We start from the raw sequence: 16313 nt of genomic DNA on the forward strand, positions 1-16313 counted from the left end.
GGTCAGCACCGTCGGTCTGGTTTACTGATCCGCATGACCACGACGAGCAGCCGCACCCCTGCGACCGAGGCGACCATGCCGCCCGGTGCTCGCTGTATGTGTCGAATGTGCGCCTTCTAGAGGGCCCCCGCACCACCTGAGCCTCGCGCCCCGAAGCGAGAGCCGTGGCCTGTCCACGCCGCCGCAGCGGCACCGCGGACTGACGCCTCCCAGCGCACACGACGTTCTCCCCGGTTCCATCGCCACAGCGAGAACCGTGCCGCGTCCCTGACCGAATGCAATGAATGCACCCGTGCCCGGGCACACCCACGCCCGCGCACTCGACAGTGACGGAATTCCTGTGATCACCACATCGGGCCTGACCAAGGTCTACCGCTCCCGCGGCCGCGAGGTCACCGCCCTCGACGGCGTCGATCTCCACGTCCGCGAGGGCGAGGTCTACGGCGTCATCGGCCAGTCCGGCGCCGGAAAGTCCTCGCTCATCCGCTGCGTCAACCTGCTGGAGCGGCCCACCTCCGGCACCGTGACCGTCGCCGGACAGGACCTCACCGCCCTCGCCGGCCACGGCCCGCGGGCCGGCCGGGAACTGCGCCGGGCACGCAGCCGGATCGGCATGGTCTTCCAGCACTTCAACCTGCTCTCCTCGCGGACCGTGCAGGACAACGTCGAGCTGCCGCTGGAGATCCTCGGCAAGTCCGGCAAGGAGCGCTCCCGCAAGGCCCTGGAACTGCTGGACCTGGTCGGTCTCGCCGACAAGGCGAAGTCCTACCCCGCCCAGCTCTCCGGCGGCCAGAAGCAGCGCGTCGGCATCGCCCGCGCCCTGGCCGGCGACCCCAAGGTGCTGCTCTCCGACGAGGCCACCAGCGCCCTCGACCCGGAGACCACCCGCTCCATCCTGCAGCTGCTGCGCGACCTGAACCGGCAGCTCGGCCTGACCGTCCTGCTCATCACCCACGAGATGGACGTGGTGAAGTCGATCTGCGACTCCGCCGCCCTCATGGAGAAGGGCCGGATCGTGGAGTCCGGCACGGTCAGCGAGCTGCTGGCCACCCCGGGCTCCGAGCTGGCCTCGGCCCTCTTCCCGGTCGGGGGTGAGGCCACCGGCGCCGACCGGACCGTCCTGGACATCACCTTCCACGGCGAGGCCGCCACCCAGCCGGTCATCTCCCAGCTCTCGCGCACCTACAACATCGACATCTCGATCCTCGGTGCCGCCATCGACACCGTCGGCGGACTCCAGATCGGCCGCATGCGCATCGAGCTGCCCGGCCGCTACGAGGACAACGTGGTGCCGGTCGGATTCCTGCGCGAGCAGGGGCTGCAGATCGACGTCGTCGAACACGAGGGCCAGGAGCCCGTGCTGGTCAAGGAGGGTGCGAAGTGACCTGGTCCGAGATGTGGTCGCTGCTGGAACCGGAGTGTTGGAACACCGCCTACATGGTCGGCTGGTCCACGCTCATCGCCGTCGTGGGCGGTCTGCCGCTGGGCATCCTGCTCGTGCTCACCGAGCGCGGCGGCCTGCTCCAGAACGTCGTGGTGAGCAAGGTCCTGGGGCAGGTCGTGAACATCACCCGCTCCATGCCGTTCATCATCCTGATGGTGGCCCTCACCAGCTTCACCCGGTGGGTCACCGGGACCAGCATCGGCCGTGACGCGGCCATCGTGCCGCTGGCCATCGGCGCCATCCCGTTCTTCGCGCGCCTGGTCGAGACGGCCGTCCGCGAAGTGGACGGCGGACTCGTCGAGGCCGTGCAGTCGATGGGCGGCAACACCCTCACCATCGTCCGCAAGGTCCTCGTGCCGGAGGCCCTGCCGTCGCTGATCGCCTCCGCGACCACCACCCTCGTCGCCCTCATCGGCTACTCCGCCATGGCCGGCACCGTCGGCGCCGGCGGCCTCGGCGACCTCGCCGTCCGCTACGGCTACCAGCGCTTCGAGACCGGCCTGATGTGGGTGATCGTGGCGATCCTCGCCGTCGTCATCTCCCTCATCCAGTTCGCCGGCGACTACGCGGCCCGGGCCCTGCACCACCGCGGCGCCCGCTCCGGCCCGGCGCCGAAGCTCCGCCTGCTCAAGGCCAAGGAGCCCGCGGCCGCCGACGTCGCCGAGATCGCCTGAGCCACCCCCCCCAGAACTCCCCGTCCACCTGTCACGGGGTCGCACCACCCATAAGGAAAGGCACTTTTCGTGCGTAACACCGCCAAGCTCACCACCGCCGTCCTCGCCGCCGGAGCCCTCACCCTCGGGCTCAGCGCCTGCGGCTCCGACAAGGACTCCGCCGGCTCCTCCGACTACAGCGGCCCGCTGGTCGTCGCCGCGAGCCCGACCCCGCACGCCGAGATCCTGAACTTCGTCCAGAAGAACCTGGCGAAGAAGGCGGGCCTCGACCTCGAGGTCAAGGAGTTCACCGACTACATCACGCCGAACACGGCGACCGAGGACGGCTCGGTGGACGCCAACTACTTCCAGAACCAGCCGTACCTCGACGACTTCAACAAGAAGCGCGGCACCCACATCGCGCCCGTCGTCACGGTGCACCTGGAGCCGCTCGGCCTCTACTCCCACAAGGTCAAAAAGGCCGACGCACTGAAGAGCGGTGCGACCATCGCCGTCCCGAACGACTCCGTCAACGAGGCCCGCGCCCTGAAGCTGCTCGCCGCCAACGGGCTGATCACCCTCAAGGACGGCGTCGGTACCGAGGCCACCCCGCGGGACATCACCAAGAACCCGAAGAAGCTCCAGTTCAAGGAGGTCGAGGCGGCCCAGACCGCGCGCTCCCTGGACGACGTGGACGCGGCGGTGATCAACGGCAACTACGCCATCTCCTCCGGCATCAAGCCCGCCAAGGACGCCCTGGTCCTGGAGTCCGCGAAGAACAGCCCGTACGGCAACTTCCTCGCGGTCAAGGAGGGCAACGAGAAGGACCCCCGGGTCAAGAAGCTCGCCAAGCTGCTGACCTCGCCCGAGGTCAAGAAGTTCATCGAGGACAAGTACCAGGGCTCGGTCATCCCGTCCTTCTGAGCCCATATCGCCACGCACGGGGTCCGCTCACTTACATGGAGTGGACCCCGTTGTGCGATTCGGTGCTTTCATGCTGCATGCTGGGCAGTTCAGCAGCCCCTGCAGGTTTTTCCGAAGGTTACGGAGCGGCGCATGAGTAGCACCTTCCCCAACATCTCCATCAGCACGGAGCGGTTGGTGCTGCGTCCCCTCGACGAGGACGACGTGCCCGCGATGGCCGAGATGATGAACGACGAGCAGATCGCCGCCTGGACCGACGTGCCGCAGCCGTTCACCGAGAACGGCGCCCGGCACTGGATCACCGCGTACGCGCCCGCCGAACGCGCCGCGGGCCGTGGCCTGGACCTCGCGGTCACCGAGTTCCTCACCCAGCGCCTGGTCGGCATCGTCCAGCTGACCAAGACCAACTGGCACATCCGGTCCACCGAGCTGTCGTACATCATCGCGCCCTGGGCCCGCGGCGAGGGCTACGCGTCAGAGGCCACGCTCGCCACCGCCCACTGGCTCTTCGGCGACCAGAAGTTCGAGCGCATCGAACTCCGCACCGCCGCCGACAACACCGCCTCCCAGCAGGTCGCCCAGAAGATCGGCTGCATCAGCGAGGGCGTGCTGCGCAACGCCTGCATAGTCCACGTCCGCACCGCGGACGGCACTTGGACCGACACCCGTACCGACTTCATCGTCTGGAGTCTGCTGCCGGAGGACCTCGAAGGCGGCGACGAGCAGTTCGCCGACAGCGGTGGTTTCAGCTCCTACTCCGACTGGAACTGACACCACCGGGACGCACGCGACCGCGCACCGCGCCGCCCCCCACCGCGCGTCCGCCGGCTTCACCGGGTACGCTCACGGAGCCCACCCAGGGCCCCGTACCCCAGACGACCTGCGAAAACGGAGACTGACGACGATGGCCGACCGGGTCACGGTGATCGGCTGGGACGGCTCGCCGCCGACCGAGGCGGCACGCGCCGCCCTCGGCGCCGCCACGCTCGTGGCGGGCGCGGCCCACCACCTGGAGCTCCCCGAGATCCCGCCCGCCGCCGAGCGCGTCCGCCTCGGCAGCGTCGCCCTGGCCGCCCGCCGCATCGCCGCGCACCGCGGCACCGCGGTCGTGCTCGCCGACGGCGACCCCGGCTTCTTCGGCGTCGTACGGACCCTGCGCGCGCCGGAGTTCGGACTCGAGGTCGAGGTGGTCCCCGCCGTCTCCTCCGTGGCCGCCGCCTTCGCCCGTGCCGGCATGCCCTGGGACGACGCCCAGGTGGTCGTCGCCCACCGGCGCACCCTGCGTCGCGCCGTCAACGTGTGCCGGGCCCACACCAAGGTCGCCGTCCTCACCTCACCGGGCGCGGGCCCCGCCGAACTCGGCCTCCTGCTGGAGGGAGTGCACCGGACCTTCGTCATCTGCGAGGAACTGGGCACCGCACGCGAACAGGTCACCGTCGTCACCTCCGACAAGGCCGCCGACCACACCTGGCGCGACCCCAACGTCGTCATCGTCATCGGCGGCCGTGCGGCGGCAGCGGAGGACGGCGGCTGGATCGCCGGGCGCGACCCGGGCACCGGGCCGCGCGGCTGGGTGCAGCCGGACGAGGAGTACGGCGCGCACGGCGGCCTCGGCGAGGGCGAGACCCAGCTGCTGCGGGCCGCCCAACTCGCCCGCCTCGGACCCCGCGTCGGCGACCTCGTCTGGGACATCGGCTGCGGCAGCGGCGCGTTGGCCACCGAGGCCGCGCGTGCCGGGGCCGCCGTCATCGCCGTCGACCGGCTGCCCCAGGCCTGCGCCCGGACCGAGGCGGCCGCGCGCCGCTTCGGCCTTCAGCTCCAAGTGGTCCACGGCAACGCCCCGCACGTCCTCGAAAACCTGCCCGAACCCGACGTCGTACGAGTGGGCGGCGGGGGAGCGGCCGTGGTCTCCGCGGTCGCCGACCGCCGGCCGCAGCGCATCGTCACCCACGCCGCGACCCGCGACGAGGCCGAACTCGTCGGCCGCGGGCTGACCGAGCACGGATACCGGGTCGAGTGCGCCCTGCTGCAGTCCGTCGAACTGGACACCAGGGCCTGGACGGAGACCGAGCGGAACGTCGCGTTCCTGCTCAGCGGGGTTCTGGTCGATCGCGCCCCGTGATCCTGTTGTCGTACCGCGCGCGGTAGGCTGGCCGATCGTTGTGCCGTACCGGTGGCCCGGAGCTTCGTTCGTCAATGTCCGGAAAGCGCGCCCGGTTTGGGATGGGTGTGGTACGGCAGAACCCGAGGACGCGCAACGTGGCGCAGTCCACAGCGGGCTGTCGCGGATCATGCTGTCGCGACGGCGGAACGGCCGGGACAATGCCACTGAATGGCTTTGTCGCCTTTTCCGGGCGGTCGTTCGTGCCGCTGGGCACGCACGCTCGTTCTTCACTACGGGGCGGTCGGTGCGCCGTTCCGGATGAGCTGGTCGTAGAGAAGCACTAACCGATGGGCGAGGGGTACGCATGACCGACACCGGCCAGGTCCCGGCCGAGGGACAGCCGGAGAGCGCAGGCATGGTGGAGCAGCCGGGCGTCCCCACGCACGGTGCGTACACCTACCTCTCCGAGCTTCCCGCCGAGGACGAAGACCTGCTGCTGCCGGGTGCTCAGGGCGCCTGGGGCAACGAGGTTCCGCCGCCCGCGCCGGAACCGGTCGTCGAGGCCTTCCACGAGCCGGGTCCGCACGAGACGGCCGGCCGGGACAGCGGCTCCGTCGACCTCAGCGGCGTCCGGCTGCCCGACCCGGGTCCGGCGTCCGTGCCCCCTTCCCCCATCCTCTCGGCCCCCAACGAGGCGACGGCGGCAGCGGTCCAGCAGCCGCGCCGGCCACTGCACCTCGGCCCGCCGATCCCCGACGCCTCCGCCAGCCCGGTCCGCTCCCTCGCCGACCGCGGCCCCGCCGGAGTGCCGGCCCGGCAGCCCGGACCGGCCACGACCGGGCCCGAGTACCTCGATGTCCAGGCCCTGCCCGGCGCGGCCCCGCAGAGCGCGGCCCCGCAGAGTGCGGCCCCCTGGGGCGCCGCGCCCGCCGCCGTGGCCCAGGCCGACGCTCAGGCCCCGGCTGCGGAAACGGTTGCTCCGGCCGGTGAGCCCGAGCCCACCCCCGACGCCTCCGGCGCCGCCCAGGCCGCGGTGGCCCGCCTCACCACCCAGGTGGCGGCACAGGCGCCGGCCGAGGAGCCCCAAGCTCCGGCCGCGGCCCAGGCCGTGCACGGCCACGACGGGATCCAGCCCGCGCACGGTCACGACGGGGTGTACAGCGCTCCGGCGGACCAGGAGCAGGGTGCCGAGGGCGGTCCGCTTCCGGTGGACGCCGGTCAGGAACCGCAGGCCGTCGCCGTCCCCGGTGCGGACGGGGCGCACGTGGTGGCGGAACCACCGGTGGCGGAGGCCGCCGAAGTCGCACCCGAGGCCCAGGCCGGGGAAGCGGTCCAGGGCGCCGAGCCCGGTCAGGTGGTCCCCGGTCCGGACGCCGCCGAGGTGGCGGACCAGGCGGCTCCGGGCATGCCGGCCCGGACCGCGGAGGGCCCCGAGGCGGTTCACGCGCCCGAGCCCGTGATGTCCGGCGAGGCCGCCGAAACCGGCGGGCCGGAAGGGAACGCGACGGTCGCCGCCGAACCCGTCCAGCCGGAAGAGAACGCGCCGGTCGCCGCCGAGGCCGTGCCCGCCGGGGCCGTGCCCACCGGCGCTTCTGCCGTAGACGTGGCGTCCGGCGCCGTCCCGGAAGCCGCCGACGCCGCCGCGGCGCCGGATGCGGCCCCGGCGGGGGACCTCGCCGCCACGCCCGAGGGCGGGACCGAGTCGCCCGAAGTCGTTCAGCCGGCCGACGCCGTTCCCGCGCAGGCGCCCGGTCCCGTCGCGGTGCCCGACGCCGTCGAGGCGCACACCGGGGACCAGCCCGCCGCGCCGGTCGAGATGCCGGCCGCCCCGCCCTTGCAGGCCGAGGTTGCCGCACCGGCCCCCACCGCGGAGCCGCTGCCGGCGCCCGAGCAGACCCAGGCGCCGGCGCCCGAGCAGACACAGGTTCAGGCCCCCGAGCCGGCCCACGTTCCCGAAGCGGTGCAGGCCGCCCAGCCCGTCGCCCCGGCACCGGAGGCCGTGACGGCCCCGTCGGCCACCGAGGCACCCGAGCCCATGGTCCCGCAGGCGCAGGGCCCGCAGCTCACCGCACCCGTCGCACAGGACGGCGACGCGGCGACCGCGCCGCAGCAGACCCGGCCCCAGGCCGCACCGGAGGGCACCGCCCCGGCCACCGCCGACGGCACGCCCACCCCGGCCGAGGGCCCCGGCGTACCCGCCGGCCCGCAGCACCAGACCGTCGAGTCGACGCCAGCCCCGGCCGCCGCCGAGGCCGTGGCGCCGCCCGCGCCCGCCGAGGAGGCGGACCCGGCCGCGGCCGCCGAGCCCCTGCGCTCCGCCGTTCCGCTGCAGCCCGGCCCGGAGCAGCCGCTCGGGCAGTTCGTGGCCGTGGACGGCCAGGTGCCGACCACACCCCACCTGGCCCCGACCCCGCCGCACCCCATCGTGCTGCCCACCCAGGACCAGCAGGAGCCGGTGGCCACCGTGCCCGCGCCCCGCGAGGCCGAGCCGGCCGGGGCACCGGCCGCGCCGGACACCGACGCCGCCCCCGATGTCGTACAGCACGCGGAGGACCTGCGGACCAGGGTCGCCGACCAGGAGGAGGGCACGGCCGCGGTGGAGGAACCGAGACAGTCCACCGGACCGGCCGCGCCCGCCTACGACGACGCCGAGCGCGAGGCCGTGCTGAAGGTGATGCGCGAACGCCGCGACATCCGCAACGGCTTCCGCGGCGACCCGATCCCGCACGAGGTGCTGCTGCGCGTCCTGGAAGCGGCCCACACGGCGCCCTCCGTGGGCCACTCGCAGCCCTGGGACTTCGTCGTCATCCGCTCCGCCGACACCCGGCGGGCCATGCACGAGCTCGCCATGCGCCAGCGGGACGCCTACGCCAAGTCGCTGCCCAAGGGCCGGGCCAAGCAGTTCAAGGAACTGAAGATCGAGGCCATCCTCGACACCCCGGTGAACATCGTCGTCACCGCCGACCCCACCCGCGGCGGCCGCCACACCCTCGGCCGGCACACCCAGCCGCAGATGGCCCCGTACTCCGCCGCGCTCGCGGTGGAGAACCTGTGGCTCGCCGCACGCGCCGAAGGCCTCGGCGTCGGCTGGGTCAGCTTCTTCGACGAGCGCGAGATGGTCCGCGCCCTCGGCCTGCCCGAGCACCTCGAGGTCATCGCCTACCTGTGCGTCGGATACGTCGACGAGTTCCCGGACGAACCCGAGCTGATGCAGGCCGGCTGGTCCAAGCGGCGCCCGCTGTCCTGGGTGGTGCACGAGGAGACGTACGGCCGACGCGCCCTGCCCGGAGAGGAACCCCACGACCTGCTTGCCGAGACCGTCGCCCAGATCCGCCCGCTCGACGCCAAGGCCCTCGGCGAGGCCTGGGAGCGCCAGAAGCGCATGACCAAGCCGGCCGGCGCGCTCGGCATGCTGGAGATCATCTCCGCCCAGCTGTCCGGGCTGTCCCGGCAGTGCCCGCCGCCGATCCCGGAGCCCGCGGCCGTCGCGATCTTCGCCGGCGACCACGGGGTGCACGCCCAGGGCGTGACCCCCTGGCCGCAGGAGGTCACTGCGCAGATGGTGGCCAACTTCCTCGGCGGGGGAGCGGTGTGCAACGCCTTCGCCGGCCAGGTCGGCGCCGAGGTGTGCGTCGTGGACGTCGGTGTCGCCGCCGACCTGCCGGCCACGCCCGGACTGCTGCCCCGCAAGATCCGCGGCGGCACCTCCGACATGACCACCGGCCCGGCGATGTCGCGCGAGGAGGCCAAGGCCGCCATCGAGGTGGGCATCGAGACCGCCCGCGACCTGGTGGCGGCCGGCAACAAGGCGCTGCTCACCGGCGAGATGGGCATCGCCAACACCACCGCGTCCGCCGCGCTGATCTCGATGTACACCGGCGCCGACCCGGCCGAGGTCACCGGCCGCGGCACCGGCATCAACGACGAGACCCTGGCCCGCAAGACCGAGGTCGTCCGCCGTGCCCTGGAACTGCACCAGCCGGACCCGGCCGACCCGATCGGCGTCCTCGCGGCCCTCGGCGGTTTCGAGCACGCGGCCATGGTCGGCCTGCTCCTCGGCGGCGCCTCCCTGCGTACGCCGGTGATCCTGGACGGCGTCAGCGCCGGCGCCGCGGCCCTGGTCGCCCGCGCGATCGCCCCCGAGGTCCTCGCGGCCTGCATCGCCGGCCACCGCAGCGCCGAGCCCGGCCATGTGGCGGCGCTCAACAAGCTGGGCCTGCGTCCCCTGGTCGACCTCGACCTCCGCCTCGGCGAGGGCACCGGCGCCCTGCTGGCCCTGCCCCTGGTCCAGAGCACCGCACGCGCGATGCACGAGGTGGCCACGTTCGACTCGGCGGGCGTCACGGAGAAGTAGCGGCCCCGCGAGGGGCGGTCCGGTGTTCCAGCTGCCGGACCGCCCGTGCCCCGCTCGCTCCCACGCCTTAAAATCCGCACGTCAGGGCCGCTCCAAAGCCGCGGCGCGCCCATCGCAGAGCTGCACGAGGAGCCCTCCCTCATGGCCGAACACCCCGCCTACCCCGTAGGCCTCCGCCTCTCCGGCCGCCGCGTGGTCGTCCTCGGCGGCGGCCAGGTCGCCCAGCGCCGCCTCCCGGCACTGATCGCGGCAGGCGCCGACATCGTCCTCGTCTCCCCGGAGGCCACGCCCTCCGTCGAGGCCATGGCGGACGGCGGCGAGATCACCTGGCAGCGCCGGCCGTACGCCGAGGGCGACCTCGGCCAGGCCTGGTACGTCCTCATCGCCACCAGCGACCCCGAGACCAACGCCGCCGCGTCCGCCGAGGCGGAGCGGAACCGTGTCTGGTGCGTCCGCTCCGACGACGCCGACCAGGCGACCGCCTGGACCCCGGCGACCGGACACAGCGAGGGCGTCACGGTCGCCGTCCTCACCACCGACGCCCGCGGTCGCGACCCCCGGCACACGGCGGCCGTCCGCGACGCGGTGGTCGAGGGCCTGCGCGACGGCACCCTCGTCGCCCCGCACCACCGCACCCGCACCCCCGGCGTCGCGCTGGTCGGCGGCGGCCCCGGCGACCCGGACCTGATAACCGTCCGCGGCCGCCGTCTCCTCGCCGAGGCCGACGTGGTCATCGCCGACCGCCTCGGCCCGCGCGACCTGCTCGCCGAGCTCCCGCCGCACGTGGAGGTCATCGATGCGGCGAAGATCCCGTACGGCCGTTACATGGCCCAGGAGGCCATCAACAACGCCCTGATCGAGCACGCGAAGCAGGGCAGGTCCGTGGTCCGGCTCAAGGGCGGTGACCCGTTCGTCTTCGGCCGCGGCATGGAGGAGGTCCAGGCGCTCGCCGAGGCCGGCATCCCGTGCACGGTCGTCCCCGGCATCTCCAGCTCCATCTCCGTGCCCGGCGCGGCCGGCATCCCGGTCACCCACCGGGGCGTGGCCCATGAGTTCACCGTGGTCAGCGGCCATGTCGCCCCCGACGACGAGCGTTCCCTGGTCGACTGGCCGTCCCTGGCCCGGCTGACCGGCACGCTGGTGATCCTGATGGGCGTCGACAAGATCGGGAAGATCGCCGACACGCTCGTCGCGCACGGCAGGTCCCCCGAGACCCCCGTCGCCCTCGTCCAGGAGGGCACGACGGCCGCGCAGCGCCGCGTCGACGCCACCCTCGCCACGGTCGCCGAGACCGTACGCACCGAGGACGTCAGGCCCCCGGCGGTCATCGTCGTGGGCGAGGTCGTGAACGTGGGCCCCGAGCCGGTGGCCTGACCGCGCCCGACCCGGGTTCTCACGCCCGGGGTATCACGCCCTCTCCCCAGCCGCCCGCAACCGACCCACCCCCAGGACAAGGCAGTATCACCCCGTGGCCGAGCTCATCACCATCGAGGATCCCGACGACCCGCGTCTGCGTGACTACACGGGTCTGACCGACGTCGAGCTGCGCCGCAGGCGCGAGCCCGCCGAGGGCCTGTTCATCGCCGAGGGCGAGAAGGTCATCAGAAGGGCCGGGGACGCGGGGTACGAGATGCGGTCCATGCTGCTCTCGGCCAAGTGGATCGACGTCATGAGGGACGTCATCGACGAGATCCCGGCGCCGGTGTACGCGGTCACCCCGGACCTGGCCGAGCGGGTCACCGGCTACCACGTGCACCGCGGCGCCCTCGCCTCCATGCAGCGCAAGCCGCTGCCGACGACGGCGGAGCTGCTGGGGAACGCCCGGCGGGTCGTGGTCATGGAGGCGGTCAACGACCACACCAACATCGGCGCGATCTTCCGCTCCGCGGCCGCCCTCGGCATGGACGCGGTGCTGCTCTCGCCCGACTGTGCCGACCCGCTGTACCGGCGCAGCGTCAAGGTCTCGATGGGCGCGGTCTTCTCCGTGCCGTACGCCCGCCTGGAGACCTGGCCCAAGGGCCTGGACCCGGTCCGCGAGGCCGGTTTCACCCTCCTCGCGCTCACCCCCGACGACAAGGCCCGCACCCTCGACGAGGCCGCCCCGCACCGGATGGACCGGGTGGCCCTGATGCTCGGCGCCGAGGGCGACGGCCTGTCCCCCAAGGCCCTGGCCGCCGCCGACGAATGGGTGCGCATCCCGATGTCCCACGGCGTCGACTCCCTGAACGTGGGCGCGGCCGCCGCGGTGGCGTTCTACGCGGTGGCCTCGGGACGCCCCGGGACCTGAACCGGCGACATCGGCCGCCCCTCGGCGGACGGGTGCGAACCCTGCCCCACGTGCTGCTGCCGCCGCCCGTCGTCGCCCAGACCACGCGCCGGACCCTGGCAGCCCTGCGCGACCGCGATGCCGAGCGCGACCAGCAACGTCACCACGACGAACACGAACAGCCGCTGACGCAGCAGCCGCGGATTGGCCGGCCGCAGCCGGCTTCCCGTCGGGCGCGGCGCCGGCCGCCCCGCACCGCTGCGTGGAGCGGGCCGGCTTCCGGAGCGCGGGCCGCCGCCGCGCGGGGGCGGGGTGGTCCGGGCCGTGCCCGGCCGCGAGGCCGCCCCGCCGCCCCGCGAAACGCTGCCGCCTCTGGCGGGCACACCGCCCCTGGCGGGCGTGTTCCCACGGGGCGCCGGAGTGCCGGGCGCCGGGCGCCGCTGCGCGCGCTGCTGCTCGGGGTAGGTGTCGACGAGCCGTCCGGTCGGCAGGTCCGCCTCCGCGACACGAGGTGCGGGCGGCCGTACGTCGGCCAGGCCCTGTGCCTCGCGGGCGGCGATCTCCTTGAGCCGGAGCGACAGTTGCAGCGTGCTCGGCCGGTCGTCGGGGTCCTTGGCCAGACAGGCCCGGACCAGCGGGGCGAGGGCGTCCGGCACACCGTGCAGCTGCGGCTCCTCGTGCACCACGCGGTACAGCATCACCTCGGAACTGCCCTGCCCGAACGGCGAGTCACCGGTCGACGCGTAGGCCAGCGTCGCCCCCAGCGAGAACACGTCGGTCGCCGGCGTCACGGATGCGCCGCGCACCTGCTCGGGGGCGAGGAAGCCCGGCGAGCCGACCGCCGTGCCGACGTGGGTGAGCGTGGAGGCGCCGGTGGCCCAGGCGATACCGAAGTCGATGATCCGCGGTCCCTTCGGGGACAGCAGGATGTTGGACGGCTTCAGGTCCCGGTGCACGACGCCGGCCTCGTGTACGGCGACCAGCCCCTCGGACAGGGCCGCGCCGATCGCCGCCGCGTCGGCCGCGCCGAGCGGGCCGTCATCGGCGACCTTGTCGTGCAGGGAGGGTCCGGGCACGTACTGCGTGGCGAACCAGGGCCGCTCGGCCTCCAGGTCCGCGGCCACCAGCCGGGCCGTGCACCCGCCCCTGATCCGCCGGGCCGCCGAGACCTCACGGGCGAAGCGCGACCGGAACTCCTGGTCCTCCGCCAGATCGGGCCGGATCACCTTGAGTGCGACCCGCTGCCCCTTCTTGTCGGAGCCGAGGTAGACCACGCCCATCCCGCCCGCGCCGAGCCGTCGGTGAAGCCTGAACGAGCCGACGACGCGCGGGTCCTCGCGCCTCAGGCGCATCATCGCCATGTTCATCCCCGCTGCCCGGTCCCTGTGACGTGGCCCAGCTTACGTTTCCGGGGCCGCCCGCGCGCATAGGCCGCGCCCTCTCGGCCCGAGGGATTGTGCACCGCGCACGGGTGAGGTGAGGCAAGGTCAGGAAGCCGTTCAACGCAGTGCCCTTGAGGCCGGTGCGACTCCAACCAGGCCGCCCCCCAAGGGCGTTGACCTGACACCCGACGACACGGGGCAGGCCGCGGCGGCCGGGGCGCGGCACCCGCGGGTGAACCGGACCGCACCCGGCGGGGCCTGCCACCGGACGATCAGGACACCCACCGCCGACCGCCCGGAAGAGGAGGAAGTGATCGAACTCACTCGAAGTGATGCCCGGGCAGGTCCGGACATGACGGGACACAGCGGGCGCCCCCTCCGGGAAGACCCCGAGAGCCGGGTCCATGTCTCCACCCAGGGGAGTACTCCACCGGTTGTCGCTCATCCTCCGGGAGGCCCGCCAATCGGTACGAGGGCATGACGCCCGCCCGGCCCCGCGAGCCTAGATTTGAGGTCAAGCGGCGGGTGCCAGCACTCGTCCCCCGAGGTCAGACACCCGCCGCTGCTGGAACAAGAGCCAGTACGACAGACACGGTCAGGAGAGGGACCATGGCCCACACGGCACCGCGGCGCACGACGTTCGCCCCCCGCCGCACAGGCCGCCGCCACCCCCTGGTGGCGACGCTCATGGCCCTCCCTCTGGCGGCCCTGCTCCTGCTCGTCTTCGACGGCTGGGAGACGGTGGCCACACAGGCGTCGTCCGTGGGTGTGATGCTGGGGCGCTGAGCGGCGACCCCAGGCCCGGAAGAGCGGTCCGGGCGGGGACATCCATCCATGAAACCCCGTGGGGACGGGGGTGCGGCGGACGGCACAAATGCCGGCGCAGCTGGGGAGCTGCGCCGGCATTACGCCGTTCCACACCAGAAATGTCGCTTCGCTCTGGTGGCACCGGCCCGCCCGCCTGCGGGCACCCGGGCCGCGTAGCTGCGGGCGTGCGTGCCTCCCCAGTGCCTTGAGGGCCTGGGGCCCCGGGGGTGGCGCGGGTGGGCGGTGGGGTCCCCCGCTCGAGCGAAGCCGAGAGTGGGGGAGGCGTCCCGCGAGCGCGGGGCAAGCGAAACGCCCTCCGGCCGGCACCAGCACCGCCCACCACCACAGCGCCGGCCCCCAACCCCGCCGAGCCCGGACACCGTCCACCATCACAGCACCCCGGCCCCAGGCGTACGCTCACCCCGCGCACCCCACCACCCCCCGAGGTCGAAGTAACCCCGTGAACCTCCTGACCGCCCTGACCGAAGTGGCCACAACCGCCGCCCACCCCCACCCGCACCCCGGCGGAGCCCCCTGCCCCTGCCCAGGCACAACCCTCGCCGACCGTCCCGACGCCACCGTCGTCCGCCACGCCGGCACCGTCGCCAAGGCCCATGCCCCGGACACCGACCCCGCCGACCTCGCGCTCCGCCTGGTCACGGCCGCCCGCGTCCCGGACATCCTCCTGCCCCCGCTCACCACCACCCCCACCGACCTGCACGACCGCCTCGTCACGCTCTGGCCGTACGGCACCCCCGTCGACCCGGACGACCCCGACGCCGCCCCCTGGGAAGCGGCCGCCGCCCTCCTCGCCCGCATGCACCGGACGCCCCCCGGCGACAGCGTCCCCCCACCCCCCATGCGAGGCCCCGTCAAGGCCGCTCGCGCCCTGGCCCGCCTGCGCACGGCCCTGAGCGCCGTCCCCCACCCGGCCGGCGCCCCCGTCCTCCGCGCCTGGACCGCTCTCCCCGCCTGGGCTCGCGCCGAGGCACCCATGACCGGCACCCCCGTCCTCTGCCACGGTGACCTGCACCTCGGTCAGCTCGTGCGGCACCCGGCACCCGACGGTCCCTGGCGGCTGATCGACGTGGACGACCTGGGCCTCGGCGTCCCGGCCTGGGACCTCGCCCGCCCCGCCGCCTGGTACGCCTGCGGCCTGCTCCCGCCCGACGAGTGGACCCGGTTCCTGGCCGCCTACCGCGCGGCCGGCGGCCCCGCCGTACCGGCTGACGGCGACCCCTGGCCCGCCCTGGACGTGCCCGCCCGCGCGCTCACCGCGCAGACCGCGGCCCGCGCCCTCACCAAGGCGATCGCCACCGGCCGCCCGCTGGACGAGGTGGAGCAGGCCCTGGTCGACGCCTGTGCCCGAATGAGTCCCGTACCCCACCAGTTGACGCGCGGTTTCCCGGCGTAGGGTGCAACCGACTGGGGCCGCACGGAGTCTGTCCTGGGGAAACACGAAGCAGGACCTACCGGCGAGGAGTTGAGCCGAGCATGCAGTGTCCGAAGTGCCATGCGCCGATGCACACCTACAACCGCAACGGCGTCCAGATCGAGCAGTGCAGCGGCTGCCGCGGCATATTCCTCGACTACGGCGAGCTGGAGTCGCTGACCCGCCTGGAGTCCCAGTGGTCCCAGCCGGCGCCCCCGCCCCCGGCCGCCCCGCAGGCGTACCCGGCGCCGTCCGCTCCCGCCTGGGGCGCCCCGCACGGCGGTGGCCACCACGGCGGCCACTACGGCGGTCACCACCGCCACAAGAGCTTCGGCCACATGCTGTTCTCCAGCTGAGCCCGGACCACGAAGAAGCCCCCGGCCGTACGAGACGGCCGGGGGCTTCTTGCTGTGTGGACGATACTGGGATTGAACCAGTGACCTCTTCCGTGTCAGGGAAGCGCTCTCCCGCTGAGCTAATCGTCCGCGGGCTGTGACCCGTGAGTCACAGACAGTGCGCGATACTGGGATTGAACCAGTGACCTCTTCCGTGTCAGGGAAGCGCTCTCCCGCTGAGCTAATCGCGCGGGTTCGGGCCCTGCCGTACGAGCCGGCGGATCCAGTGGACGATACTGGGATTGAACCAGTGACCTCTTCCGTGTCAGGGAAGCGCTCTCCCGCTGAGCTAATCGTCCTTGGAGGTGGAGACGGGATTTGAACCCGTGTAGACGGCTTTGCAGGCCGTTGCCTCGCCTCTCGGCCACTCCACCAGGAGTGTAGGGGATCGGGATGACCCCTTCTTCCTTCGAGCGGACGACGAGGCTCGAACTCGCGACCTCAACCTTGGCAAGGTTGCGCTCTACCAACTGAGCTACGTCCGCCTGTCGTTTCGGTCCGCTCTCGCGTCCCGGCGACGTGTTGAACTCTAGCGGATTCCCGGGCCAGTAC

General features: G+C 73.3%; 12 protein-coding genes and 5 tRNA genes. 11 read left to right on the forward strand and 6 right to left on the reverse strand.

Going from position 1 to position 16313, the window contains the following annotated elements; translation table 11 throughout:
* The first annotated feature begins 340 nt into the window (after positions 1–340).
* The 8 genes from ACZ6B1_RS21460 to ACZ6B1_RS21495 all read left to right on the forward strand — a co-directional run bounded on the left by ACZ6B1_RS21460 (position 341) and on the right by ACZ6B1_RS21495 (position 11766).
* Complete coding sequence (locus ACZ6B1_RS21460) at positions 341–1384, forward strand: methionine ABC transporter ATP-binding protein (RefSeq protein ID WP_468780612.1); 1044 nt, start codon at positions 341–343, stop codon at positions 1382–1384.
* Positions 1381–2118, forward strand: coding sequence for a methionine ABC transporter permease (locus ACZ6B1_RS21465; RefSeq protein ID WP_468780614.1), 738 nt, complete (start codon positions 1381–1383; stop codon positions 2116–2118). The genes ACZ6B1_RS21460 and ACZ6B1_RS21465 overlap by 4 nt, the downstream gene beginning before the upstream one ends.
* A gap of 69 nt (positions 2119–2187) precedes the next feature.
* Entirely contained in the window at positions 2188–3021 is an 834-nt protein-coding gene (locus tag ACZ6B1_RS21470; protein ID WP_468780616.1) for a MetQ/NlpA family ABC transporter substrate-binding protein, read from the forward strand.
* A gap of 132 nt (positions 3022–3153) precedes the next feature.
* Complete coding sequence (locus ACZ6B1_RS21475) at positions 3154–3792, forward strand: GNAT family N-acetyltransferase (protein ID WP_468780618.1); 639 nt, start codon at positions 3154–3156, stop codon at positions 3790–3792.
* Between the two features lie 133 nt (positions 3793–3925).
* The gene (cbiE, locus tag ACZ6B1_RS21480) at positions 3926–5143 is read left to right on the forward strand and encodes a precorrin-6y C5,15-methyltransferase (decarboxylating) subunit CbiE (RefSeq protein WP_468780620.1); all 1218 of its coding nucleotides are present in this window, start codon (positions 3926–3928) and stop codon (positions 5141–5143) included.
* Between the two features lie 346 nt (positions 5144–5489).
* A complete protein-coding gene (cobT, locus tag ACZ6B1_RS21485; protein ID WP_468780622.1) occupies positions 5490–9479 on the forward strand; it encodes a nicotinate-nucleotide--dimethylbenzimidazole phosphoribosyltransferase in 3990 nt (1329 codons plus the stop codon).
* A 141-nt stretch (positions 9480–9620) separates the two neighbouring features.
* On the forward strand, positions 9621–10853 hold the full coding sequence (gene cobA, locus ACZ6B1_RS21490) for a uroporphyrinogen-III C-methyltransferase (RefSeq protein WP_468780624.1): 1233 nt from the start codon (positions 9621–9623) through the stop codon (positions 10851–10853).
* A 94-nt stretch (positions 10854–10947) separates the two neighbouring features.
* The gene (locus ACZ6B1_RS21495; RefSeq protein ID WP_468780626.1) at positions 10948–11766 is read left to right on the forward strand and encodes a TrmH family RNA methyltransferase; all 819 of its coding nucleotides are present in this window, start codon (positions 10948–10950) and stop codon (positions 11764–11766) included.
* Here ACZ6B1_RS21495 and ACZ6B1_RS21500 read toward each other — a convergent pair.
* The gene (locus ACZ6B1_RS21500; RefSeq protein ID WP_468780628.1) at positions 11733–13112 is read right to left on the reverse strand and encodes a serine/threonine-protein kinase; all 1380 of its coding nucleotides are present in this window, start codon (positions 13110–13112) and stop codon (positions 11733–11735) included. The two genes, ACZ6B1_RS21495 and ACZ6B1_RS21500, sit on opposite strands and share 34 nt — an antisense overlap.
* Positions 13113–13736: 624 nt before the next feature.
* On the opposite strand from ACZ6B1_RS21500, the gene ACZ6B1_RS21505 reads away from it, so the two are divergent.
* From ACZ6B1_RS21505 to ACZ6B1_RS21515, 3 genes are all read left to right on the forward strand, one after another.
* Entirely contained in the window at positions 13737–13913 is a 177-nt protein-coding gene (locus ACZ6B1_RS21505; protein WP_185091440.1) for a hypothetical protein, read from the forward strand.
* A gap of 481 nt (positions 13914–14394) precedes the next feature.
* On the forward strand, positions 14395–15348 hold the full coding sequence (locus tag ACZ6B1_RS21510) for a phosphotransferase (RefSeq protein WP_468780629.1): 954 nt from the start codon (positions 14395–14397) through the stop codon (positions 15346–15348).
* 80 nt (positions 15349–15428) lie between these two features.
* Positions 15429–15722: a TFIIB-type zinc ribbon-containing protein gene (locus ACZ6B1_RS21515; RefSeq protein ID WP_451204180.1), complete on the forward strand. Its 294-nt coding sequence runs from the start codon at positions 15429–15431 to the stop codon at positions 15720–15722.
* Between the two features lie 57 nt (positions 15723–15779).
* Here the strand turns inward: ACZ6B1_RS21515 and ACZ6B1_RS21520 are convergent.
* The 5 genes from ACZ6B1_RS21520 to ACZ6B1_RS21540 form a co-directional block, all read right to left on the reverse strand.
* Positions 15780–15851, reverse strand: a tRNA-Val gene (locus ACZ6B1_RS21520).
* A gap of 29 nt (positions 15852–15880) precedes the next feature.
* Positions 15881–15952, reverse strand: a tRNA-Val gene (locus ACZ6B1_RS21525).
* 36 nt (positions 15953–15988) lie between these two features.
* Positions 15989–16060 (reverse strand) — tRNA-Val (locus tag ACZ6B1_RS21530).
* A 1-nt stretch (position 16061) separates the two neighbouring features.
* Positions 16062–16135 (reverse strand) — tRNA-Cys (locus ACZ6B1_RS21535).
* A 38-nt stretch (positions 16136–16173) separates the two neighbouring features.
* Positions 16174–16246, reverse strand: a tRNA-Gly gene (locus ACZ6B1_RS21540).
* Positions 16247–16313: the final 67 nt, after the last annotated feature.

This window comes from Streptomyces sp. NPDC041129 (genome assembly GCF_055592265.1).